The 23,646-nt window shown below is 70.8% G+C and carries 16 protein-coding genes; 6 read left to right on the forward strand and 10 right to left on the reverse strand.

Annotation, left to right across the window (positions count from 1 at the left end; translation table 11 throughout):
* Positions 1–1,467, reverse strand: a complete 1,467-nt coding sequence (locus tag IG08_RS0119340; RefSeq protein ID WP_078655652.1) for an LCP family protein — start codon at positions 1,465–1,467, stop codon at positions 1–3.
* 128 nt (positions 1,468–1,595) lie between these two features.
* On the opposite strand from IG08_RS0119340, the gene IG08_RS0119345 reads away from it, so the two are divergent.
* Positions 1,596–2,624 (forward strand): glycosyltransferase family 2 protein, encoded by a 1,029-nt coding sequence (locus tag IG08_RS0119345; RefSeq protein ID WP_030603702.1) that lies wholly within the window; start codon positions 1,596–1,598, stop codon positions 2,622–2,624.
* Between the two features lie 31 nt (positions 2,625–2,655).
* Here the strand turns inward: IG08_RS0119345 and IG08_RS0119350 are convergent, their stop codons facing one another.
* The 5 genes from IG08_RS0119350 to IG08_RS0119370 form a co-directional block, all read right to left on the reverse strand.
* Positions 2,656–4,326, reverse strand: a complete 1,671-nt coding sequence (locus IG08_RS0119350) for an LCP family protein (RefSeq protein WP_078655653.1) — start codon at positions 4,324–4,326, stop codon at positions 2,656–2,658.
* Positions 4,327–4,470: 144 nt separating this feature from the next.
* The gene (locus IG08_RS0119355) at positions 4,471–6,150 is read right to left on the reverse strand and encodes an LCP family protein (protein WP_030603707.1); all 1,680 of its coding nucleotides are present in this window, start codon (positions 6,148–6,150) and stop codon (positions 4,471–4,473) included.
* 117 nt (positions 6,151–6,267) lie between these two features.
* Positions 6,268–8,010, reverse strand: a complete 1,743-nt coding sequence (locus tag IG08_RS0119360; protein ID WP_078655654.1) for an LCP family protein — start codon at positions 8,008–8,010, stop codon at positions 6,268–6,270.
* A 246-nt stretch (positions 8,011–8,256) separates the two neighbouring features.
* On the reverse strand, positions 8,257–9,552 hold the full coding sequence (locus IG08_RS54295) for an LCP family protein (RefSeq protein WP_052424786.1): 1,296 nt from the start codon (positions 9,550–9,552) through the stop codon (positions 8,257–8,259).
* A 193-nt stretch (positions 9,553–9,745) separates the two neighbouring features.
* Positions 9,746–10,501: a TIGR03089 family protein gene (locus IG08_RS0119370; protein WP_030603715.1), complete on the reverse strand. Its 756-nt coding sequence runs from the start codon at positions 10,499–10,501 to the stop codon at positions 9,746–9,748.
* A 129-nt stretch (positions 10,502–10,630) separates the two neighbouring features.
* On the opposite strand from IG08_RS0119370, the gene IG08_RS0119375 reads away from it, so the two are divergent.
* Complete coding sequence (locus tag IG08_RS0119375; protein ID WP_234342914.1) at positions 10,631–12,007, forward strand: peptidoglycan recognition protein family protein; 1,377 nt, start codon at positions 10,631–10,633, stop codon at positions 12,005–12,007.
* Positions 12,008–12,139: 132 nt separating this feature from the next.
* A complete protein-coding gene (gene manB / locus IG08_RS0119380; protein ID WP_030603721.1) occupies positions 12,140–13,222 on the forward strand; it encodes a mannose-1-phosphate guanylyltransferase in 1,083 nt (360 codons plus the stop codon).
* Positions 13,223–13,443: 221 nt separating this feature from the next.
* Here the strand turns inward: manB and IG08_RS61395 are convergent, their stop codons facing one another.
* The 4 genes from IG08_RS61395 to IG08_RS0119400 are packed head-to-tail and all read right to left on the reverse strand — an operon-like array spanning position 13,444 to position 17,318.
* Positions 13,444–14,448 (reverse strand): DNA-3-methyladenine glycosylase family protein, encoded by a 1,005-nt coding sequence (locus IG08_RS61395; RefSeq protein WP_030603726.1) that lies wholly within the window; start codon positions 14,446–14,448, stop codon positions 13,444–13,446.
* Between the two features lie 59 nt (positions 14,449–14,507).
* Positions 14,508–15,818, reverse strand: coding sequence for a coenzyme F420-0:L-glutamate ligase (locus IG08_RS0119390; RefSeq protein WP_030603729.1), 1,311 nt, complete (start codon positions 15,816–15,818; stop codon positions 14,508–14,510).
* Complete coding sequence (cofD, locus tag IG08_RS0119395; protein ID WP_030603731.1) at positions 15,815–16,774, reverse strand: 2-phospho-L-lactate transferase; 960 nt, start codon at positions 16,772–16,774, stop codon at positions 15,815–15,817. The genes IG08_RS0119390 and cofD overlap by 4 nt, the downstream gene beginning before the upstream one ends.
* A gap of 34 nt (positions 16,775–16,808) precedes the next feature.
* A complete protein-coding gene (locus tag IG08_RS0119400; protein ID WP_030603734.1) occupies positions 16,809–17,318 on the reverse strand; it encodes a cysteine dioxygenase in 510 nt (169 codons plus the stop codon).
* Between the two features lie 638 nt (positions 17,319–17,956).
* Here IG08_RS0119400 and IG08_RS0119405 point away from each other — a divergent pair.
* The 3 genes from IG08_RS0119405 (at position 17,957) to IG08_RS0119415 (ending at position 23,612) form a co-directional block, all read left to right on the forward strand.
* Positions 17,957–18,220, forward strand: a complete 264-nt coding sequence (locus tag IG08_RS0119405; RefSeq protein ID WP_030603737.1) for a WhiB family transcriptional regulator — start codon at positions 17,957–17,959, stop codon at positions 18,218–18,220.
* A 233-nt stretch (positions 18,221–18,453) separates the two neighbouring features.
* The gene (locus IG08_RS0119410) at positions 18,454–22,134 is read left to right on the forward strand and encodes a glycosyltransferase family 2 protein (RefSeq protein WP_078655655.1); all 3,681 of its coding nucleotides are present in this window, start codon (positions 18,454–18,456) and stop codon (positions 22,132–22,134) included.
* A complete protein-coding gene (locus IG08_RS0119415; RefSeq protein WP_030603744.1) occupies positions 22,131–23,612 on the forward strand; it encodes a DUF5719 family protein in 1,482 nt (493 codons plus the stop codon). Before IG08_RS0119410 ends, IG08_RS0119415 begins: the two co-directional genes overlap by 4 nt.
* The last annotated feature ends 34 nt before the right edge of the window (positions 23,613–23,646 follow it).

Raw genomic sequence — 23,646 nt, forward strand, 5'->3', positions numbered from 1 at the left:
TCACGCGCACCCCACCTCGTCCCCCGTCACCACCCCGAACTCGCCCTGGTACTCGTCCTCGGCCCGCACCTTCCTGACCTGCTTGTAGTCGGCGCCGACGATCACCTTCAGCGTCGCCCCCTGCCCCTTCACCGCCCGCAACTCGCTCCCGGGCAGCGCGGCGGCGATCGATTTCGCCGAACGGTCCCAGCGGGGGTCGTAGGCGACGACGGTCCGCTTCTGCGTGCGGTCGGCGGCGTTCACCGGCATCCGCGTCGTACGGAACCCGGTCGCCGCGAGCGCCGCGTCCACCCGCTTGCCGAGCCCGCCGGTGGCCGTCCCGTTCTCCACCTGGACACGGATCTGCTGCGGGGCCACGGCCACCCGCAGCGCCTTGCTCTTCGGCTTGTGCGCGGCCAGCGGCTTGTCGTCACGCAGGGCCCTGAAGAGTCGCTCGGACTTCTTCGGGTCCCATTTCAGCGTGGAACCGACTCCCTTCACGGCGTATCCCATCGTCCCGATCGGCACGGTGGTGAACTCCGACGAGGAGGGGGAGAAGTTCCGCATCGCCCGCCCGAGGTCCAGCAGCTCGTCCGTGCCGAAGCCCTTGTCGGCCCGTACGGAGCCCAGCACGGCCCGCGTGATGTCCCGGAACTTCATCGGGTTGAGCAGGATCCCGGAGGAGGTGGTCCGGTCGATCAGCGCGGCGAGGAAGCGCTGCTGGCGCTTCATCCGGCCGAGGTCCGAGGCCCCGTCGACGTGCCGCGAGCGGACGTACTGCAGGGCCTGCCCGCCCATCAGCCGGTGCCGGCCGGCCGCCAGGTCGAGTCCGGTGTACGCGTCCTTCAGCGGGTCGGCGTTGCAGATCTCGACGCCGCCGAGCACGTCCACGGTCTTCATGAAGCTGGTGAAGTCGACCTCCAGATAGTGGTCGATCTTCACGTGGGTCATGTGCTCGACCGTGCGCACGGTCAGGTTCGGGCCGCCCTCCGCGTACGCCGCGTTGATCTTGACGGGGTGTCCGCCGTGACGTTTCCCCGTGGTCCGGTCGAGGTGCGGGGGCGTCATGGCGTACGAGTCGCGCGGCAGGCTCACCACGCTCGCCCGCTCCCGGTCCTCCGAGATGTGCACGATCATGATCGTGTCGGTGCAGTGGCAGGGGGCGCCGCCGAGCCGGTACTTCTGCCGCTCGGCCTCGGTGATCTTGTCCCGTCCGTCGGTGCCGACGAGCAGGACGTTCATCCCGTGCCCGGCTCTCGGCCGGTTCTTCATGTCCTTGAACGGGTCGACCCGGGCGATGTCCGCGTCCAGGCTGGTGACCACCGAGTGACCGATGCCGGCGGACGCGAGCACCACCACGGACACCGTGGTCACCGCCCGCATGGCCCAGCGCGGCCGCTTCCGCCGTACGGGGGGTCGCGGCGAGCGGGCCGGCTGCGGTCGGCGCTGTGGACGGGCGGCGGGGGAGCGGCGGGGCGGCGTGGGCATGGGAGGACACCTCCGCTGGGGCCGAACGTGGGATCGTGAGCACCGTAGGCCCATACGATCTGCGACGACCGGCACCGCCCCGGGCGGGGCGCATCCGTGTCCCCCGTTCGCGGTAACGTGAGCCCCCTATGAACGCCAAGCCCGACGTGCGACTCCCCGCCGTTTCTGTGATCATGCCCGTCCTCGACGAGGAGCGGCATCTGCGCGGAGCCGTCCAAGCGATCCTCGCGCAGGAGTACGCCGGCGAGATGGAGGTCGTGATCGCCCTCGGTCCGTCCACGGACCGTACGGACGAGATCGCCGCCGAGCTCGTCAGTGAAGACCCCCGCGTGCACACCGTCCCGAACCCCACCGGCCGCACGCCCGCCGCCCTCAACGCCGCGATCAAGGCCTCCCGCCACCCGATCGTCGTCCGCGTCGACGGCCACGGCATCCTCTCGCCCAACTACATCGCGACCGCCGTACGGCTCCTGGAGGAGACCGGCGCGCAGAACGTCGGCGGCATCATGCATGCCCAGGGCGAGAACGACTGGGAGCACGCGGTCGCCGCCGCCATGACCTCGAAGATCGGCGTCGGCAACGCCGCCTTCCACACCGGCGGCGAGGCCCACGCGGCCGAGACCGTCTACCTCGGCGTCTTCCGGCGCGAGGCCCTTGAGCAGCAGGGCGGCTACAACGAGGAGTTCATCCGTGCCCAGGACTGGGAGCTCAACTTCCGGATCCGCGAGGCGGGCGGACTGATCTGGTTCTCGCCCGAGCTGAAGGTGTCGTACCGCCCGAGGCCCTCGGTGAAGGCCCTCGCCAAGCAGTACAAGAACTACGGCCGCTGGCGGCACGTCGTCGCCCGCTACCACGAGGGCTCCATCAACCTGCGCTACCTCGCCCCGCCGACCGCCGTGTGCGCGATCGCGGCCGGGATCGTGGTGGGCGCCGCACTCACCCCGTGGGGCTTCGTGATCCCCGGCGGCTACCTCGCGGCGATCGTCCTCGGGTCCCTGCCCGCGGGCAGGGGGCTGCCGCTGAAGGCCCGGCTGCAGATCCCCGTCGCGCTGGCCACGATGCACATGACGTGGGGCTGGGGCTTCCTGACCAGCCCGCGCTCGCTCGCCAAGCGGGTCATCGCCTCGCGGCGGCCGGCGGTCCTCAACAACGCGTGAGGCCGCGCTCCTGAGAGCGCGGCCCCCGGCTTCACCACACGTACGGCGCGTACACCGGCATGCAGGCGTCCTTCTCCGACCCGTTGATCGCGTCCGCACTGTCCGGCAGGTCGCCGGCCTCGGGGGTGTCCTGCTCGGGGTAGCTGTTCCCCTCGCGCCAGTCGCTGCCGATGGTCACCACCGTGGTGGTGGCGTCGGCCGCCGAACGCACCTGGCTGCTCGGGATGTTGAGCGCCTCCGCGACCGAGACCGCGTTCGCCTTGCCCTGCGCCCCCGTGCTCTCCGGGTATGTCACCTGCGTCCGCGTCCGCGGATCCTGCGTGGTGATGGCTCCGGCCTTGGTGAAGCCCTTGCCCTGCAGGACGGTGGCGATCGCGCTGGCCCGCCCGGACACCGGAGCCTGGTCGTCACCGGCCGTGCCGTTGACGACGGTGACCGACAGCCCCGCGGCCGGCGCGGCGGCCGGACCGCTCTTCGACGCCGACGGGCTGGGCGAGGCGGACGCGCTGGTCGCCTTGCCGTTCTTGTCGAAGGGCACGTCGTCACGGAGCATCGCCCACATCTTGTCGGCGTCGTCCGGCTTGGGCAGCAGATGGTCCTTGTTCTGGTAGTCCTCGATCGACGGCATCGTCGTCGAGGTGATGCGGTTCGTCGGGACCGTCTTGAGCTGCATGGCCAGGTCGTACAGCTCCTTGCCGGTGCCGATCTCCTCGGACACCGTCAGGGCCTTGGTGGCCGCCTCGGCCAGGCCCAGCAGCCGGGGGGCGTCGGTGAAGACGTTCTGGCTCTTGAGCGTGCGGATCATCGAGTTCAGGTACATGTGCTGCGCCTTGGCCCTGAGCGGGTCGCTGCCCCAGGCGTGCCGGGTGCGCAGCCACTGCAGCGCCTTCTTGCCCTTCACCTTCGTGGTGCCGGCCTTCAGCTTCAGGCCGGAGCCGCCGGGCACCGCCGCCGTCGGGTGGTCCCACACGTTCTGCTTCACACAGACCGGGACACCGCCGATGGCGTCCGCCATGTCGACCACACCGGCGAAGTCGATCATCATCCAGTGGTCGATGTAGGCACCGGTCAGGTTCTGCCAGGTGGCCAGCGTGCAGCCCGGACCGCCGCGTTGCAGCGACTCGTTGATGAGGGTGTTCTTCGCCGGGTACGTCTCCCCGGTGTCCGGGTCGGTGCACTTCGGTATGTCCACCCGGGTGTCGCGCGGGATGCTCACCATGGACGCGCTCTTGCGGTCCGCCGAGAGGTGGACCAGCATCTGCACGTCGGCCAGGGGCTTGCTGCCGACGCTCGACTTGCTGCCGCCGAGCTTCACGTTCTCCGCGGAGTTACGGCTGTCGGAGCCGATCAGCAGGATGTTGATCGGCGTCTGCCCCGCCGAGTTGGGCTTCGTCTTCTCCACGTCGGACTCGCCGTTGTTGCGGTTGCCCGTGTCGATGTTGCCGTTCAGATGGCGGTAGTAGAGGTATCCGGCCCCGGCCGAGACAAGTATCAGTACCGCAAGGACGATCGCGGACCAGCGGAGCACCCGCCGGCCCCCACGTCGTCGCTTGCCGCGCCGATGACTGCCACCCCGCCCGCCACCCTGGTCACCGCCCCCGTCCCCGTCGCCGCCGCCCGTCTGCGTCCGCGGACGCTCCTCCTGGACCAGCTCACCGGGCTCGTGCCGCGATCTGCCTCCGCGCACACCACTCTGCGCCATACCCCTGCCTCCCCACCCTGCGCCGGACACACGGGGTCCCCCGCGTCTGTTGGACCATCGACAGGCCCGATCGGATGTACCCCCTCGTAACATCCGTCCCGGACAAGTTCTGCGCATAGTCAGACGCGTGCCGGACCCGTTAGGTCACTTCGCGCACTCAACCTTGTCGGCCGTCGACTTCTGAACCTCGTCCGGCACCGTCGTCGGAGTGGTCAGTGAAACGCCGGCGCCCTTGAAGTCCTTGCCCAGGGTCAGGGTCATGGCGGGCAGACCCTGGGAGTTGGCCACACTCTCGCCCGGCTTCATCGCCGAGCCCGACAGACCCATGATGGCGGCGAGCCTACGCGCCTGGTCGGCCTGTTCGGGCGCGTATTCGAGTGTCGTCTTCTTGAGCGCGGTGTCCGCGTTGCCCGCGTTCTCGGACTTGAGCACACCCTCGTCGTTCTGCAGGTACACGAGTTGGGCCTGGGCGCTGCCCGCCGCCGCACCGCCGTTGAGGATGCGCACCCGCACCTCCGAGGCGGCGGACTTGGTGCCCTTCAGCCGGGCGGCGACCGCGGCCTTCTCCTTCTTCTTCTGCGCCTTGACCTCGGTCAGGGACACGTCTTCCTGGATCATCGAGAACAACTGCGTGGCCTGCGGCTCCTGCAGGACGACGGTCGCCTTCACCTTCTCGGTCGGGTTGTCGATCACCGGCACCGTCGCGAAGGTCAGGTTCTTGGTCTCGAACTTGCTCAACTCACCGCCGAGGTCGGCCAGTTTCCTTATCGTGTCGATCTCGGAGTCGACGGTCAGTGCCTTGGTGGCCGCCTCCGCCAGCTTCAGCATCTTGTTCGGGCTGGTCAGGGTGTCGTTCGACTTGAGCTTGCGCATCAGCGAGCTCAGGAACTGCTGCTGCAGCTCGATCCGGCTCAGGTCGCCGCCGAAGCCCACGGAGTGCCGCGTCCGCACGAACGCCAGCGCCTCCTCGCCCGCCAGCGTGTGCTCGCCCTTCGGCAGATTCAGCTTGGAGTCCGGGTCGTCGATGTCCTTGGCGAGGCACACCTCGACCCCGTCGACCGCCGTGGTCAGCGTCTTGACCGCGTTGAAGTCGGCCACCATGAAGTGGTCCATCTCCAGCCCGGTCAGCGCGGTGACGGCCCGCATGGTGCAGCTCGGCGTCCGCTCCTGCTGCCCGAGGCTCGTGTTGAAGCGGACGTCCGTCTCGCCCGGGATGACCTCGGTGGAGCCGTCCTCCTGCGTCGTCGGGCAGTCCGGGATGTCCGTGATCAGGTCGCGCGGGATGCTCAACACCGTCGCGTTCGTACGGTCCTTGGAGACGTGCAGCACCAGCGTGGTGTCCGCGTGCCCGGCGCTGCCGCTGTCGCCGTAGCCGTCGTTGCCCGAGCCGGTGCGCTTGTCGGTGCCGATCAGCAGGACGTTGATCGCCCGGTCCTTGCTGAAGCCGCCGGTGCCGGCGCCGTCGTCGGGGACGGACTCGATGTTGCCGTTGAGGTGCTCGTAGTAGAGGTAGGCGGCGCCGCTCAGCCCGACCAGCAGGAAGGCCATCGTGCCGCCGGTCCACAGCAGGGCCTTCTTCGCCCGCTTCGGCTTCTTCTGCACCGGCCGGCGCCCGCGCCGACCCGGAGGCGGCCCGTCGGGTGCGGCGCCCCGCCGGCGCGAGGGGGCAGGGGCCACGGGAGCCGCGGGTCTACGGGGCCCCGGGACGGTCGGCTGCGGCGCGGAGGGAGTGAGTCTCAGCTCGTATTCGCCGGTATTCGGATTGAGTACCCACTGGTCTGCCGGGTCGACATTGCCGGCCCGGCCACGGCCCTGTGCGTCCACGCGTCCGAATCCTCCGTCGGGGCATAGCGGTCAGCTGGATCGCTCACACTATCCGTCCAGTACGGAAGTCACCGAACGAGTCACTCAATCAGTCATCGAACTCGGAACGGTTTCTGGTCACTTGGCGCACTCGACCTTGTCCGCCGTGGACTTCTGAACTCCCTCCGGGGTCGCTCCCGACGAGGAGTCGAGCTTCACCCCGGCACCCTTGAAGTCCTTGCCCAGCGTCAGCGTCATCGTGGGCAGGCCCTGGGAGTTGGTCACGCTCTCGCCCGGCTTCATCTGCGATCCGGTCAGGCCCAGGATGGCGGCGAGCCGGCGTGCCTGGTCCGCCTGGTCGGGGTCGTACTCGAGCGTGGTCTTGCTCTGCGTCTTCTCCGCGTTGCCCGCGTTCTCGGACTTGGACACGCCCTCTTCGTTCTGCAGGTACTCGAGCTCGGCCTGCGCACTGCCCGCGGCGGCACCGCCGTTGAGGATCTGGACCCGCACCTCGGAGGCGGCGGACTTGGTGCCCTTGAGCCGGGCGGCGACCGCGGCCTTCTCCTTCTTCTTCTCCGCCTTGACCTCGGTGAACGAGACGTCGTTCTTGATCATGTCGAAGACCTGGGGAGCCGTCGTCTCGTTGAGGACGACGGTCGCCTTCACCTTCTCCGCCGGGTTGTCGAGCACCGGGATCGTGGTGAACGTCAGGTTCTTGACGTTGAGCTTGCCCAGCTCCAGACCGAGGTCCTTCAGCTTGCTGATGGTGTCGAGCTTGGAGTCGACGGTCAGCGCCTTCGTGCCCGCCTCAGCCAGCTTTATCATCTTCGCCGGGTTGGTCAGGGTGTCGTTCGACTTCAGCTTGCGCATCAGCGCGCTGAGGAAGTTCTGCTGCAGCGTGATCCGGCTCAGGTCGCCGCCGAACCCGACCGCGTGCCGGGTGCGCACGAACGCGAGCGCCGTCTCGCCCGAGATGTGCTGCATGCCCTTCTTCAGGTTCAGGTGCGAGTCCGGGTCGTTGATGTCCTTGCCGAGGCAGACATCGACCCCGCCGACCGCCGTGGTCAGCGTCTTGACCGCGTTGAAGTCGGCCACCATGAAGTTGTCGGGCTTGATCCCGGTGAGCTCGGTGACGGTCCGCATGGTGCAGCTGGGCGTACGTTCGTCCTGGCCCAGGCTCGTGTTGAAGCGGACGCCGTCCGTGCCGTCGATGGTCTTGGTGGTGCCGTCCTCCTGCGTGGTCGGGCAGTCGGGGACGTCGACGATCAGATCGCGCGGGATGCTCAGCGCGGTCGCGTTGGTGCGGTCCTTGGAGACGTGCAGCAGGATCGTGGTGTCGGCGTGCCCGACGCTGCCGGAGTCGCCGTAGCTCTCGTTGCCCGCGCCGGTGCGCTTGTCCGTGCCGATCAGCAGGATGTTGATGGCCTTGTCCTTGCTGAAGCCACCGGTGCTCGCGCCGTCGTCGGAGACGGACTGGATGTTGCCGTTGAGGTGCCGGATGTAGAGGTACCCGGCGCCCGCCCCGGCGACCAGCACGAACGCCATCGTGCCGCCGGTCCAGAGCAGGACCTTCTTCGCCTTCGACTTCTTCTTGACCGGCCGTCGCCCGCGCCGCCCCGGCAGCGGCTCCTCCGGCGGAGCGCCCCGGCGCCTGCGCGGCGGCGGGACGTCACGGCCGGGGGCCACGGGGGCCGCCGTACGGCTTCGGGGTGCGCCCGCGCCCATCTGGTGCGCGGAGGGCGCGGATCTACGAGGTGAGGGGACGGCCGACTGCGGTACGGAAGGGCTCAGTCGCAGTTCGTATTCGCCTGTGCTCGGATTGAGTACCCACTGGTCTGCGGGGTCGATGTTCTCCGCCCGCCCACGGCCTTGCGCGTCCACGGTTGTCTGAATCCTCCGTCGGGGCCACGCGGCGCCTTCCCCCTCAAAGGCGCTCGGGTCTCTCGGTCTCGCCGGTGCGTGGTCTCCAGGACGGTCCTAGTGGCCGGGTACACCGGATCGCTCACACTAGCCGTCCAATTCGCCGACAGGTTACGACGGTGACAAATTCCACGTCGCTTCCACGTCCCTACAACTGGGCAATCCGCCCATTTGCTTTGACACCGCTTCATCGCCTTGGCGAATGCTTTACCCGCAGGCGTCCTCGGCGGCCGTGTTGCCGCGGAAGGTGGGCGCGGGGGAGGTGTCGGCGGCGGGTTCGTCGGGGCGCTTCCCGCGGCCCTTCCCGTTGTCGTATCCATCGCTGTACTCGTCGTACGAATAGTCGTAATCGTCCTCGTAGGAGTACTCGCTGTAGTCGCCTGATTGCTCATTCGATTGCTCGGGTGAATCCTCGGCGCTCTCCGCCGGGACTTCCTCCGTCACTTCCACCGGCTTGTCCCTGCGCAACCGTTCGAAGAGCTGCTCCGCCTCGGCTTTCACGAGCTGGTCGCGATTGGCGTTGTAGGTGTACGACTCCCGCGGCACCGTGAGGAATTGCACGCGTTCGGTGGGGATGTCGCGCAGCCCGCGCACGAGTTCGTACAAACCACGCAGACTCGCCAGATCCGGATCGGTGGTGAGCGAGGAAGTGGCCGCGTCCAGCACGGGATAGAGCTTCACGGGATTCAGCAGCACGTCATTGCTCTGGACCTTGTTGACGAGTGCCCCGAGAAATCGCTGCTGACGGTCCATCCGGTCGGTGTCGCTGCCGTCGCCTAGCGACTTGCGGGCGCGCACGTAGCCGAGCGCCTGCTCCCCGTTGAGCGTCACCCGCCCCGCGCGGAGCTTCAGCTTGGCGGCCTTGTCGTCGATCGGTTCCTTCAGACACACCTGAACACCGTCGACGGCGTCCACCATGTCCTTGAAGCCGTGGAAGTCGACGACCATGTGATGGTCGACACGAATGTCCGTGAGCTTCTCGACGGTCCGGATCGTGCAGGCCGAACCGCCCGTCTGGAAGGCGGAGTTGAACATCGCGAACATGGGCTCGGTACGGCTGCCGTCCGGGCGCAGACAGGCCGGCACGTCGACCATCAGGTCGCGGGGGAGGGAGACGGCGGTGGCGCTGCGCCGGCCGGCGGGCAGGTGCAGCAGGATCGTCGTGTCGGACCGCTCGGTCCCCGAGTCCCGCCCGTAGCGGGCGTTCCCGTCCCCGGACCGCGAGTCCGACCCGATCAGCAGGATGTTCTGCGCCCCGCGCACCAGCGCCGTGGGCCGCTCCTTCTCGTACCGCGCGAGCTCGGCGGCCGCCGCGTCGTCCGGCGTGATGTTCCCGTCGAGCTTGGCGTACGCGGCCCACCCGGCTCCCGCCGCACCGGCGACGACAACGGCGACGCCGAGCCCGGTGTATCGCAGCCACCGCCGCCGACGCCGCCGTATGAGCCCCTTGCCGGTGGCCGACGCCCCTGCGCCAGGACCGAGGGTGCCTGCGCTGTCGGTCACGTGCGGAGCCCTCTCGTGGCGTAGAGCGTGCTGGCTCTACGACCATGCCCTGGAGGGGCTGTGCGAGGGGACCGGTACTGAACCATCCGGGTGACTGCATGCCCTGAGGGGCGCGAGGCTGTATCAATATGCGGCTCCGCCGCGTGGGCGCGACCAGCCGCACGCGACCCGCACCCGGCGACGGGCAGTCTCGTCAACGGCGAGTGGCCGTAACCCGCTCACTCTCGATCCGCTTGGCCAGAGCCTCCTCACCCAACTGCCCCAGGTTCCGGCACAACACCACGGAACCCCCCGTGGCGAGCGGCCCGTACAACCCGGCGTTCAGCCCCTCCCAGGTGTCGTACGACAGCCCGGACAGCAGTCGGGAACCAGGCCCCGTGAGCCCCAGCCCCGTCGCCTCCGCCCGAGCCCGCTCCACAACCTCCGCCCCGCTGAACTCCCGCCCGGCCACGATCAGAGAGGGCTCCTCGGGGTCGACCGGGGCAAACGGCGCAAACCGATCCCCCTGGCTCGGCACCTCCACGGCGTAGTCGGCGAACCCGGCCGGGGGCTGCGGGAAACGCCCGCCCAGCGGCCGCAGGGCCAGCGCGACCCGCTCCCCGGAGCACGAGCCCGCCGCGTCCAGCGTCTCGGGCCCGCTCACCACGACATCCGCCGCCGCAGGCGACCCGCCGACGTCCGCGACCACCCCCACCGACGCACACGCCAGCAGCCACACCGCCGTCTGCCAGTGCGCGGGCAGCAACAGCGCGACCCGGTCGCCGGGCGCGGCGGCGAGATCGCCCTGGAGGAGGTTCGAGGTCTTGGCCACCCAATTGGCGAAGGTGGCCACGGACAATTCGACACGTTCGCCCGTGGCATCGTCGTAGAAGGTCACCAGGGGGCGTCCGGGGTCCGCGGCGAGCGCGGAACGCAGCAGGTCGGCAGGGGTGCGGTCGGTGGCGTTCACCCACAGAAGCGTACGCGGGCGGACAGGCGTGCACGGAAGGGCCGGGGCACCGGTTCGGCGCAATGCCGCCCGACGGCCCGTCAATTCCCCGATGGACAGATTTATATGGCTATGTCCAAGATCAGGGGCATGCGTGGACTCCTTGCTTCCTCGATCGGCGTCACCTGCGCGGTCGCCCTCGCCCTTCCGCTGACCCCGCCCGCAGCCGCGGCGAACCCGGCGGCCGCGAGACCGGCGTCGACCGCGAGAGAGGCGCCGGCCGCGGAACCGCTCGGCAGTACCCAGTCGCTGCCTCTCGCGCCCCTCACCCGCGACCGCTCGCTCGGCCCCGCCGCCGAACAGGGCCTGACCCGCCGGGACGTACGGCACTTCTCCCTCGTCGGCGTCGTCTGGGACAACCCGGACACCCAACTGCACGGCCGCGTCCAGGTCCGCACCCGCGCGACCGACTCGGCCACCTGGTCCGGCTGGCAGGACCTCGAGACGCACAACGCCGACCACTACGCCGACCCGGACACGGCCGAGCGCACCTCCGGCCGCGTCCGCGGCGCCACCGCACCGCTGTGGGTGGGCGACTCGGACGGTGTGGAGGTACGGGTCCGCGCGGACACCGACGGTGAGCAGGCGGCTTCCTTGCTCCCGTCAGGCCTGCGCCTGGAACTGGTCGACCCGGGGGAAGAGGCGCCGACGGAGGAAGCCTCCGCTGCAACTCCTCCCCGCCACCTCGCGCCGACCGCCGAGCCCGCCGAGGCCCTCACCGCCGTGGACGCCTCCGCCGCCAACGCCGGCCTGGCGCCCCTCGGTGCCACCGAGATCCCGGCGCTGAACCGGAGCGAGACCGAACAGGAGCTGTACGCCCTGCGCGCCGGCGAGCTGACGCGGCAACAGCAGTCGAGGCCGAAGATCGGCCCACGTCCGCGCATCGTCACCCGGCGCGGCTGGGGCGCCGACGAGAAGCTGCGGGAGAAGAAGTTCGTCTACACGAAGCGGGTCAAGGCCGCCTTCGTGCACCACACGGCGACCGGCAACGGATACCGCTGTGCGCAGGTTCCCTCCCTCATCCGCGGTATCTACCGCTACCACGTCAGGAGCATGGGCTGGCGCGACATCGGCTACAACTTCCTCGTCGACAAGTGCGGAAACATCTACGAGGGCCGCGCCGGGGGCGTGGCGAAGCCGGTCCTCGGCGCACACACGCTCGGTTTCAACACCAACAGCATGGGGATCGCCGTCCTCGGCACCTACGGCTACACCAAGCCGTCCGCCGCCGCGGTGCGGGCCGTCGCCAGGCTCACCGCGTGGAAGCTCGGCCTCTTCGGCGCCAATCCGCGCGGCAAGACATACCTGAAGTCGGGCGGTGGCAATCTCTACCGCAAGGGAAGGAACGTTCGACTCAATGTGATCTCCGGCCACCGGGACGGCTTCTCCACGGAGTGCCCCGGCCGGCAGCTCTATCGCAAGCTCGGCTCGGCCCGCGCGACCGCGGCCCGTTACCAGGGGCGCTGAGGGCCGGGCCATCGCCGTCGGGGGGACAAGGGCGTAATGCCGCAGGTCATCGAGGGCGTCGCACAACGGTCTGCATACACTGGCCGGCCGAAAGACAGTTCGGCCGGTCCCGGCAGGAAGCAGAGACGACAGGTGACAGAAGCGATCCTCCTGGTCGGCGGCAAAGGCACCCGGCTGCGCCCGCTCACGGTCAACACGCCCAAGCCCATGGTCCGCGCGGCCGGGGTCCCGTTCCTCACGCATCAACTGGCGAGAGCGAGAGCGGCGGGAGTGGACCACATAGTCCTGGCCACTTCCTACCTCGCCGAGGTCTTCGAACCCCACTTCGGCGACGGCTCCGCGCTGGGCCTGACCATCGAATACGTCACCGAGGACGAGCCCCTGGGGACGGGCGGGGCGATCCGCAACGTCGCCTCCCGCCTCCACTCGGCCCCCGACGATCCGGTCCTGGTCTTCAACGGCGACATCCTGACGGGCCTGGACATCAGGGCGCTGGTGGACACACACGAACGGACGGGTGCGGACGTCTCGCTGCACCTGACGAAGGTGACGGACCCCCGGGCCTACGGCCTGGTCCCCACGGACGGGACGGGCAAGGTCCTGGCCTTCCTGGAGAAGCCCCAGACCCCCGAGGAGATCGTCACCGACCAGATCAACGCGGGTGCGTACGTCTTCCGCCGCTCGGTGATCGACACGATCCCGGCGGGCCGCCCGGTATCGGTGGAGCGCGAAACCTTCCCCGACCTGCTGTCGGCGGGCGCTCACCTGCAGGGCATGGTCGACTCGACCTACTGGCTGGACCTGGGTACCCCGGCGGCCTTCGTACGGGGCTCGGCGGACCTGGTCCTGGGCAGGGCCCCGTCCCCCGCGGTCCCCGGCCGCTGCGGCGACCGTCTGATCCTCCCGACGGCCAGGGTCGCCCCCGACGCGAAGCTGACCGGCGGCACGGTGGTGGGCGAGGGCGCGTCGGTGGCGGAAGGCGCCCGGGTCTCCGGCTCGACCATCCTCCCCGGAGCCGTCATCGAACCCGGCGCCGTCATCACCGACTCCCTCATCGGAACCCGAGCCCACATAGGCGAACGCTCCATCCTCACGGGCACGGTCATCGGCGACGGCGCGATCATCGGCCCCGACAACGAACTCCGCGACGGAATACGCGTGTGGTGCGACGCGAGAATCCCGGCGGGGGCGGTGCGGTTCTCTTCGGACCAGTAGGACGGGTGCGCCCCAGCCCCCCAACGCCGGCCGGCATCTGTCAGCCCGTCCGGCGTTTGAGGACGAGGCCGTTCAGGCCGAAGGGGGGTCTGGGGCGCAGCCCCCAGCGGGGTCGAAGAGGCAGCGCCCCTGGTGATGGGACGGGTAGGGGCGGCGGGGGCGAGCCACATCCATCAGCGGCTCCGCCGCGGGGACAACGCCGACCCCCACACCCCGCCCCCTCACAACCGCCCGATATCCCCCCGAGGCATCCGCGGCGCCCGCCGCCCCGGCACCCGCCCACTCAACAAGATCAACCGAGCCGCCCGATGCCGCTGCCCCGCATACGGCTCCAGCAACGACAACATCACCGCATCATCCGCATCCCGATCCCCACCCAACGCCCACCCCACGATCCCCGGCAGATGCAGATCCCCCACGGTCACCGCATCCGCCGCCCCATGACTCCGCTGCACAACCTCCGCCGAAGTCCAGGGCCCCACCCCCGGCACCACCTCCAACCGAGCCTGCGCGTCAGCCGGCGCCAGAGCCACGGCCTCCTCCAGCCGCCGGGCCACCCGCACAGCCCGCAGAATCGTCGAGGCCCGCTTGTTGTCGACCCCCGCCCGATGCCACTCCCACGAAGGAATCAACGCCCACTCCCGAGGCGGAGGCATCACCCACAACCGCCCACCCGCCGCAGGCCCGGGCGCCGGCGACCCGAACTTCCGCACCAGCAACCGCCAGGCCCGATACGCCTCATCCGTCGTGACCTTCTGCTCCAGAATCGACGGAACCAACGACTCCAGCACCAGCCCGGTCCGCGTCAGCCGCAGCCCCGGCCGCCGATGCCACGCACGAGCGACAACCCGATGCCGAGGCGCGAAAACAGAAGGATCATCGGCGGCTCCCAGCAACTCGGGCAACCGCTCCAGCAGCCACGAGCCCCCCGGCCCCCAGGCCTCCCCGCGCACCTCACCGTCGTGGACGGAAACCCGCAGCGTCCCCGGCCCCGCAGGCGTGAGACTGGCCCGCCACACGGACCCGTCCGGCAAAGCCCGGAACGTGGGATCCCCCGGCCCCCGCCGCAGTGGCCCGAGCACCAGCCCGAGATCGACCGGCCCGTCCGGCACATACGTCCGCACGCGCCCCGCCCCCGCGCCCACGGCCGCCCGAGCACCGGGCACGACGACCTCCCCGCCGCGCACGGTCGTACGCGTGGGCCGGGGAGCGAACCGTCCTGCCACGAATGAAGTCCCTGGGGTACGAGAGGAGCCCTACGAGAGTAGGCGCAAGCCGGTGTGCGTCACCGCACCTCGATGAACGCCCCCGCATCCCGCTCGGCCCGAGGCCGAGGCTCCTCCGCAGGATGCCCCACCGCCACGGCCCCCATCGGATCCCACTCCTCCGGCAGCCCCAGCACCTCCCGCACGACATCCCGGCAGAACATCGTCGACGACACCCAGGCCGACCCCAGCCGCTCCCCGGCCAGCGCGACCAGGAAGTTCTGCACGCCGGCCCCCGTGGCGACCACGAACATCTCCCGCTCGGCCCCGTCCCGCCGCGCGTCGCCATACGCATGCGACCCGTCCATCACCAGACACGGCACGACCAGATACGGCGCCTTGCGCAGCACATCCCCCCGCCGCACCCGCTTGGCGATGGACTCCTCGGACTTCCCGTCCCGGCGCAGATCGCCGATCCAGGCGTCCCGCATGGCGTCCAGCAGTTCGGTCCGCGCCGCCTCCGACTCCAGCAGCACGAACCGCCACGGCGTCGTGTGGTGCGGAGCCGGCGCCGTCACCGCCGCGGCCACGGCCCGCCGTACGGCTCCGGGATCGACGGGCTCGTCCGTGAAGGCCCGTACGGTACGGCGCTGAGTGACCGCCTCCCGCACCGCCTCCGAGGTCCCCAGCCGGAACATGTCGTCCCGCGCGTCGCGCACCATGGCCCGTGCCCCCTTCCCGTGCTCCTCGGCCACCACGTGCGCCAGCCCGCGCACGACGGCGACGGGCAGCCCGGCGGCCTTGCCCTTGACGAGATCACCGGCGGCGGCCAGTTCGTCGGCCGTCGCCACGACGGTCGCGCTGAGCGGATTGCCGTACCCGTCCGTGCCCCCGCGAAGGTCGTCGAGCACCCGCACCCCGGCGGCGCCGATCGCGACGTCGGTGAGCCCCGCGCGCCACGGCCGCCCGAAGGTGTCCGTCACGACGACGCCGACCTCGACGCCGAGAGCGTCCCGGAGTCCGTCGCGTATCGCCCGCGCGGACGCGTCGGGGTCCTCGGGCAGCAACAGGACCGTCCCGGAAGGGGTGTTGGAGGCGTCGACCCCGGCCGCGGCCATGACGAGCCCCTGCCGGTTCTCGACGATCCTGAGCGCCCCACGCCGCGCCACGACCCGTACGGTCTCGGCGTCGATGGCGGCCTCCCGGTCGACCGCCTCGACGATCCGGCCCTCCGCCTTGGACACGATCTTCGAGGTGACCAGCAACACGTCCCCGTCGGCGAGCCCCGGCTCGGCGGCGGCGATCAGCTTGGCGAGGTCATCGCCCCGCTGCACCTCGGGAAGACCGGGCACGGCCCAGACGCGATAGCCCTCGGCAGACACCTCGCTCAAACCGCCCGCACCTCCTCCGCCAGCGCCAACGCCTGGCGGGCCATCTCCGTGGTCGCGTCGAGGTCGGTCATCATCAGCGGTACGGCCCGGCAGCGGATCCCGGCGGCCTCGACCCGCTCGACCACGCCCGCGTCCACGGTGTCCACGAGCCAGCCGTCCAGCAGCCCGGAGCCGTAGTGTTCGGCGACCGCCGCGGCCGTCGACTCCACGCCGACCGCCGCGAGCACCTTGTCGGCCATGCCGCGCACGGGCGCGTCCCCGACGATGGGGGACAGCCCCACCACCGGCACCCCGGCCTCGGCGATCGCCTCGCGGATACCGGGCACGGCGAGGATGGTGCCGACGGAGACGACCGGGTTGGAGGGCGGGAACAGCACGACATCGGCTTCCGCGATCGCCTCCAGGACTCCGGGCGCGGGCTTCGCCTGCTCCGCACCCACCGGCACGATCGCCTCGGCCGGCACCGAGGCCCGCAGCCGCACCCAGTACTCCTGGAAGTGGACGGCCTTGCGCTCGCCGTCGACCTCGACGGCGACATGCGTCTCGATGCGGTCGTCACTCATCGGGATCAGCCGCACGCCCGGCTTCCACCGGTCGCACAGCGCCTCCGTGACCGCGCTGAGCGAATACCCCGCGCCGATCATCTGCGTCCGCACGATGTGCGTGGCGAAGTCCCGGTCCCCGAGCCCGAACCACTCGGGTCCGACGCCGTACGCCGCGAGCTCCTCCTTGAGGTGGAAGGTCTCGTCGGCCCGCCCCCAGCCCTGCTCCTCGTTGATGCCGCCGCCGAGCGTGTACATCACCGTGTCGAGGTCCGGGCAGACCTTCAGCCCGAAGAGGTGGATGTCGTCCCCGGTGTTGCCGATGACCGTGATGTCCGCGTCCGGCACGGCCTGCTTCAGACCGCGCAGGAACCGGGCACCACCGATGCCGCCTGCCAGAACCACAATGCGCATGGGAGCAAGTCTTGCAGGCGGGTACGACAACGCGTCATGCGGTTACGACGTCCACGTCGTCGTAGGTCGCGGGGGCCGTGCACGCCGTGTGCATCGGCATCTCCGTCAGACCCGGGTAGTAGACGTGCAGGCTTATGGCCGGCTCCAGGGCGTCGTTGACCACCTCGTGCACGTACCCCGGCGCGAACACCCGCTGCGAGCCCGTCCCCAACGCGCGCGTGCCCCGCTCGGTCCGCTCGGTCAGCGTGCCCTCCAGGACCGTCAGGACACCGGAGGAGCGGCCGTGGTCGTGCAGCCCGCTGCCCTGTCCGGGCACCCAGGACAGCAGCCACACCTCGTAGCCGGGACCGGTACGCAGCCGGTGGTACCAGCGGGTCGTCGCGTCGTACTGGACGAGGTGCGCCCACTGCGCGCGGTCGGCGGCGATGGAGCGTGCCAGGCCCACGAAGTCGGCGACGGTGGCCGGGTGCTCGCTGGGGGCCCGGAGGAGGTGCGGAACTTCGAGGATGTCGCCGGCGATCTGGAGGTCGCTGTCGCTGTTCATGGAGTGCGGTGGTTCCTCAGTGAAAGAAGGTCAGAGGGAACGGAGGCCGGGTCCCGCCCGGTTCACGGACGACTCGGCCGACAGCTGGAGCAGGTATGGCTCAACAGCTGGAACAGCAACAACAGCTACAGCGAGCGCGGACAGCACCGAGGGACCCGGCGGTGCGGGTCGAGGTGAGTGCCAAGTTCGCGAGCATGCCCACAAGGACAGCGGTTCACACCTTCACTGTCAACTCGACGCCCGGCATGTGGGACATGTTTCACCTCATCCGGTTCATCTCCGAGGCGAAAGGTTTGTTCATACGCCCATCGGGACACATGGCGCACAACCGGGCGCACAGGCCGCATTCATGCGCGCGCGTGCGGAACGAGATCGAACTTCTGGGCGTCCTTCCCCGTACAGGTCCGAAAGCTGGCTGCGGGGTCGGAGACCCTCCCGGGCCCCATCTGCTTGTCAAGGTTTATGCCGATTTGAACACTTTCCGCAAGGCCTTGGTTCCGCAGAGTGAATAAGGGGCCCAATAGCAGATCTCGGCTTGACTCGCCCGGAGCAGCACACTTGTAATTTCACTCGTGTCGTTCAGCCGAAATCGGTAACGGCTACATCACGGGGACGCGAAAGACAGACGAGGGGCGCACATGACCGAGCTGGTGCAGCAACTGCTGGTCGACGACGCGGACGAGGAACTCGGCTGGCAGGAGCGCGCGCTGTGCGCCCAGACCGACCCCGAGTCCTTCTTCCCCGAGAAGGGCGGATCCACCCGCGAGGCCAAGAAGGTCTGCCTCGCCTGTGAGGTCCGCTCCGAGTGCCTCGAATACGCCCTCAACAACGACGAGCGCTTCGGGATCTGGGGCGGCCTGTCCGAGCGCGAGCGCCGCCGGCTGAAGAAGGCCGTGGTCTGAGCGGTCGTACAGGGTCCATGGGCAGGTTGTGAACGGCCCGTCGCAGGTGGGTTGTCCACAGGCGGCGGGCCGCCGTCATGCCCACCCGTCGCCCGTCCACCGCCCCTCATCGAGACGCTTCGCGCCGCCCCTTTTGGTTCTCCCGATAGTGTGGGCGCTCGTCCGAGACGCCTCGCCGCCCCCAGGGGGCACAGGCGTCCACCGCAGTCCACCGAACCGGGGCCCGTACCTCGATGTCCGTGCACAGCCACACGGCAGGTCAACACGACGCTGCCACTCCTGAGTTTCCGCGTCATGTGGTGACCGCGGTGCTCGTCTCCCACGACGGCGCCCGCTGGCTGCCCGACGCGCTCGCCGGGCTGCTCGGCCAGGAGCGCCCCGTGCAGTTCGCCATGGCCGCCGACACCGGCAGCGCGGACGCCTCCGCCCAGCTGGTCACCGACGCCCTCGGCGCCGAGCGTGTCCTGCACCTCGCCCGGCGCACCGGCTTCGGCCAGGCCGTCGAGGAGGCGAACCGCACGGCTCCCGCCCTCACTCCGGACGAGCTGCCGTACCTGAAGCGGCCGAGCGGCTGGGACCCCGTCACGCGCACGTGGCGCGACGACGCCTACGACCTGCCGGAGCTCCCCCACGGAGAGCCGGTGCAGTGGCTGTGGCTGCTGCACGACGACTGCGCCCCCGAACCCGACGCCCTCGCCCAGCTGCTGCGGGTCGTGGAGAACGAACTGGAGCTCGGCCGGGACGACGTCGCCGTCGTGGGCCCCAAGCTCCGCGGCTGGTACGACAAGCGGCAGCTCCTCGAGGTCGGCGTCACCATCGCCCACTCCGGCCGCCGCTGGACGGGCCTGGACCGCCGCGAACAGGACCAGGGCCAGCACGACCACGTCCGGACCGTCCTGTCGGTGTCCACCGCCGGCATGCTGATCCGGCGCGATGTCTTCGAACAGCTCGGCGGTTTCGACCGGCGGCTGCCCCTCATGCGCGACGACGTCGACCTGTGCTGGCGCGCCCAGGCCGCCGGCCACCGTGTCCTCATCGCTCCCGAGGCCGTCGTACGCCACGCCGAGGCCGCCTCCCGCGAGCGCCGGGCCGTCGACTGCGCGGGCCGCACCACCGCCTCCCCGCACAAGGTCGACAAGGCCGGTGCCATCTACACCCTGCTCGTCAACACGCGTACGGCCGTGCTGCCCTGGGTGCTGCTGCGGCTCGTGCTCGGCACCCTCCTGCGGACCCTCGCCTACCTCGTCGGCAAGGTCCCCGGACAGGCCGTCGACGAGATCCGCGGTCTGCTCGGCACGCTCCTGCGGCCCGAGCGGATCATCGCCGGGCGCCGCAGGCGCGGCAAGCCGGTGGTCGACAAGGCTGAGCTCAGGCAGCTGTTCCCGCCGCCCGGCGCGACCGTGAGGGCCACCGTCGAACAGGCCGCGGGCAACCTCTTCGGAGGCTCCGACGCCGAGGCCGCCCTGGCGGCCGGACGGCACGGCGGCGGCATCGAGTCCGGGCCCGGCGGCGACGACGCCGACTTCCTGGAGATCGAGCAGTTCGCCCGCCTCAAGCGCATCGCCCGCCAGCCCGGCCCGGTGCTCTTCCTGCTCCTGCTGCTCGTCTCCCTGGTCGCCTGCCGCAACCTCCTCGGTGGCGGCGCGCTCGCGGGCGGCGCCCTGCTGCCCGCCCCGGCCGACGCGAGCGAACTGTGGTCGCGCTACCTGGACGCCTGGCACGCGGTGGGCGCCGGCGGCACCCCGTCCGCGCCGCCGTACCTGGCGATCGTGGCCGTGCTGGCCTCCGTGCTGTTCGGCTCGACCGGCCTCGCGGTCACGGTCCTGCTGGTCTGCTCGGTGCCGCTGGCCGGCTTCACCGCCTACTTCGCCTCCCGCCCGCTCGTCGAGTCGCGCCTGCTGCGCGCCTGGGCGGCCGTCGTCTACGCCTTCCTGCCCGCCGCCACCGGCGCCCTCGCCGGCGGCCGCATCGGCACCGCCGTGCTCGCCATCCTGCTGCCGCTCATCGCGCGCGCGGGCATCGCGGCCAGCGGCCTCACACACAGCTCGGGCGCGCGCGGCAGCTGGCGCGCCACCTGGGCGTACGCCCTGCTGCTGACCGCCACCACCGCGTTCACGCCGATCATCTGGCCCATCGCGCTGCTCCTCGGCATCGGCCTGCTCGCGGTGCGCCGCACCGACATCACCGCCTACGGCCTGCGCTTCCTGGCCCAGCTCGGTACGCCCCTGCTGGTCCTGGCGCCCTGGTCGCTGACCCTCCTCCCCTTCGGCTTCTTCCAGCAGGCAGGCCTGGAGTACGGCTCCTCGGCCGCCTCCGCCCTCGACCTGCTCGGCGCGAGCCCGGGCGGCCCCGGCACGGTCGACGGGCTGATGCTCATCGGCATCGTCCTGGCCGCGCTGGCCGCCCTGATGCGCACGGAGCGTCAGTTCGGAATCTGGACGGCCTGGTCGGTCGCCCTTGTCGGCCTCGTGTTCGCGGTCCTGTCCAACAGCTCGACCTGGGCCGGCCCCGCGACCCTCGTCTACGGCCTCGCCCTCCTCGCGGCCGCCGCCATGGGCGCCGACGGGGCACGCGCGCGTGTGGCCGAGCAGAGCTTCGGCTGGCGCCAGCCGGTCGCCGCGCTGATCGCCTTCGCCTCCGCCGCGGGCCCGCTGCTCGTCGCCGCCGGCTGGATGATCGGCGGCGCCGACGGACCGCTGGAGCGGCGCGACCCCGTGCAGGTGCCCGCGTTCGTCGCCGAGGAGAGCGGCACTCGCGACCAGGCCCGCACCCTCGTCCTCGACAGCGACTCCGCCGCCCACGTCGGCTACATGCTGGTGCGCGGTTCCGGCGCCCGCCTCGGCGATGCCGAACTCGCCGCGGCCGACGGCGAGAACAGCAAGCTGGACAAGGTCGTCGCCAACCTCGTCGCCGGTTCCGGCGCCGACCAGGCCGACCAGCTCGGCAAGTTCGCCGTGCGCTATGTCCTCGTCCACAAGGGCGCACCCCGCGAGGTCGCGCGCGTGCTGGACGCCACGCCCGGCCTGTCCCGGCTCAGCCAGCAGGACGGCAGCGGGCTGTGGCGGGTCGACCAGGACGTCGCGCGCGCCACGATCGTCGCCGGCTCCGGCACCCCGACGGCCGTCGCCGCCGGGCCCGTCGAGATCCACACCACGATCCCGGCCGGCGCCGACGGCCGCGTCCTGCGCCTCGCCGACACCGTCGACGAGGGCTGGACGGCCACCCTGGACGGCAGGCCGCTGACCCGCACCACGGTCGACGGCTGGGCCCAGGGCTTCGAACTCCCCGCGTCCGGCGGCACGTTGGACGTCACCTTCGACGACCCGATCGGCCACACCGCCTGGTTGTGGGCCCAGGGCTTCCTCGCCGTCGTCCTGGTCGTGCTGGCCCTGCCGGGCCGGCGCCGCGACATCGACGACGACCTTCCCGAGGAACCGGCCGTCCCCGCCCAGGCCGTGGCCGGCGAGGGCCGCCGCGCCCGCCGCCTGCGCGCCCAGGCCGAGGCCGAGGCCGAAGAGGCGGGCCAGTCCGACGACTTCCCGCCTCCTCCGCAGGAGGCCCCCGCCCCCGCCGCCGTCCCGCAGCAGCAGTCCTACGGCGAGTGGGACAGCCCCAGTTACGCGAACGCCGAGTACGGCACCTATGGCGGCGAGCAGTACCAGGGCACCGCCCAACAGCAGTACCCGGCGGGCGGATACGACCAGCAGTACCAGGCGGACCCGTACCAGGCCGGCCAGTACGACCCGTACGCCTACAACGGCCAGTCCCAGCAAGCGTCGTACGACCAGTACGGACGGTACGAGCAACAGCAGTACGACCAGGGCTACGACGCCACGTACGACCCGGCGCAGCCGCAGCCGCCGCAGCACCCGCACGATCCCGACAGTGAGCGCCCCGACGGGAGTCAGCAGTGAACCGCACCACCCTGGCCCTCATCGCCGGCAGCGCCGCACTCGCCGTCGTCACCGGGTTCGCCACGCTCAGCACGCCGGACGCCGGCGCGGACACCGCCAAGGCAGCCGCCGAACTGCCCGTGGAGCGCACCAGCCTGCTGTGCCCGGCGCCCAGCACCTCCGACCTCGCGGAGACGTCGTACACGTCCTTCACGCCCGTCACCAAGGGCGCGGAGAGCAGCGGCAAGGCCGAACTCCAGTCCGCCGGCGAGGAGTCGGCCGACAAGGCGGGCAAGAAGAAGGCCGACAAGCCGGTCCTGGAGCCCGAGGAGCCCGGCAAGCCGGCCATCGGGGACACCTCCGGAGGTGACTCGCCCGCGCTCATCGGCACCGCCGAGGGGAAGTTCGCGCCCGGCTGGACCGTCCAGGAGACCACCCAGGTCGTCGCGGGCACGGGCCGCGGCCTGCAGGGCGTCAACTGCTCCGCCGCGGACACGGAGTTCTGGTTCCCGGGCGCCAGCACGGACGCCGACCGCACCGACTACGTCCACCTGACCAACCCCGACGACTCCGCCGCCGTCGTCGACATCGAGCTCTACGGCAAGAACGGCGCCCTGGAGTCCACGGTGGGGGAGGGCATCACGGTCCAGCCGCACTCCAGCGAGCCGATCCTGCTGTCCACGCTCACCGACGAGAAGCAGACCAACCTGACCGTGCACGTCAATGTCCGCAGCGGGCGTGTGGGCGCGGCCGTACAGGCGCTGGACGACAAGCTCGGCGGTGACTGGCTGGCGGCCTCCACGGACCCGGCCGGCAGCCTCGTCCTGCCCGGCATCCCGAAGGACGCCACCGCCGTCCGCCTGGTCGCCTTCACGCCCGGTGACGCCGACGCCGACCTGAAGGTGCGGCTCGCCTCGCCGACCGGGGAGTTCACCCCCGCCGGCAACGAGACGCTGCACGTGAAGGCGGGCATGACCACCGCCGTCGACCTCGGCGACGTCACCCGCGGCGAGGCCGGCTCACTGATCCTGACACCCACCGACCAGTCCGTGCCGGTGGTCGCCGCCCTGCGGGTCACCCGGGGCAAGGGCGACGCCCAGGAGACGGCGTTCATCCCCGCCACGCATCCCGTCGGCACGCGCGCGACGGTCGCCGACAACACCTCCAAGGGCTCCACGCTCTCCCTGACCGCGCCCACCCGCGCGGCCCGGGTCAAGGTCACCGCGTCGGCGGGCAGCGGCGGCGGTACGGCCGTATCGAAGACGTACACGATCAAGGCGGGTACGACCCAGAACATCGACGCCCCGGTCCCGAGCGGCGGGAAGGGCACGTACGCCCTGACGGTCGAGCCGGTGTCCGGAGGGCCCGTCTACGCGGCCCGCACCCTGGTGGAGACGGAGGAGGGAGTCTCGGGCTTCACGATCCAGACCCTCCCGGACGACCGGGGGATGGTGGCCGTACCGGATGCGGAGCAGGACCTGTCGGTCCTGCAGAAGTAGCTTCCTGCAGAAGCAGCACGGGCCGCGATCCGCG

Origin of the sequence: Streptomyces fulvoviolaceus (assembly GCF_000718165.1) — a bacterium.
GTDB classification, from domain to species: domain Bacteria; phylum Actinomycetota; class Actinomycetes; order Streptomycetales; family Streptomycetaceae; genus Streptomyces; species Streptomyces fulvoviolaceus.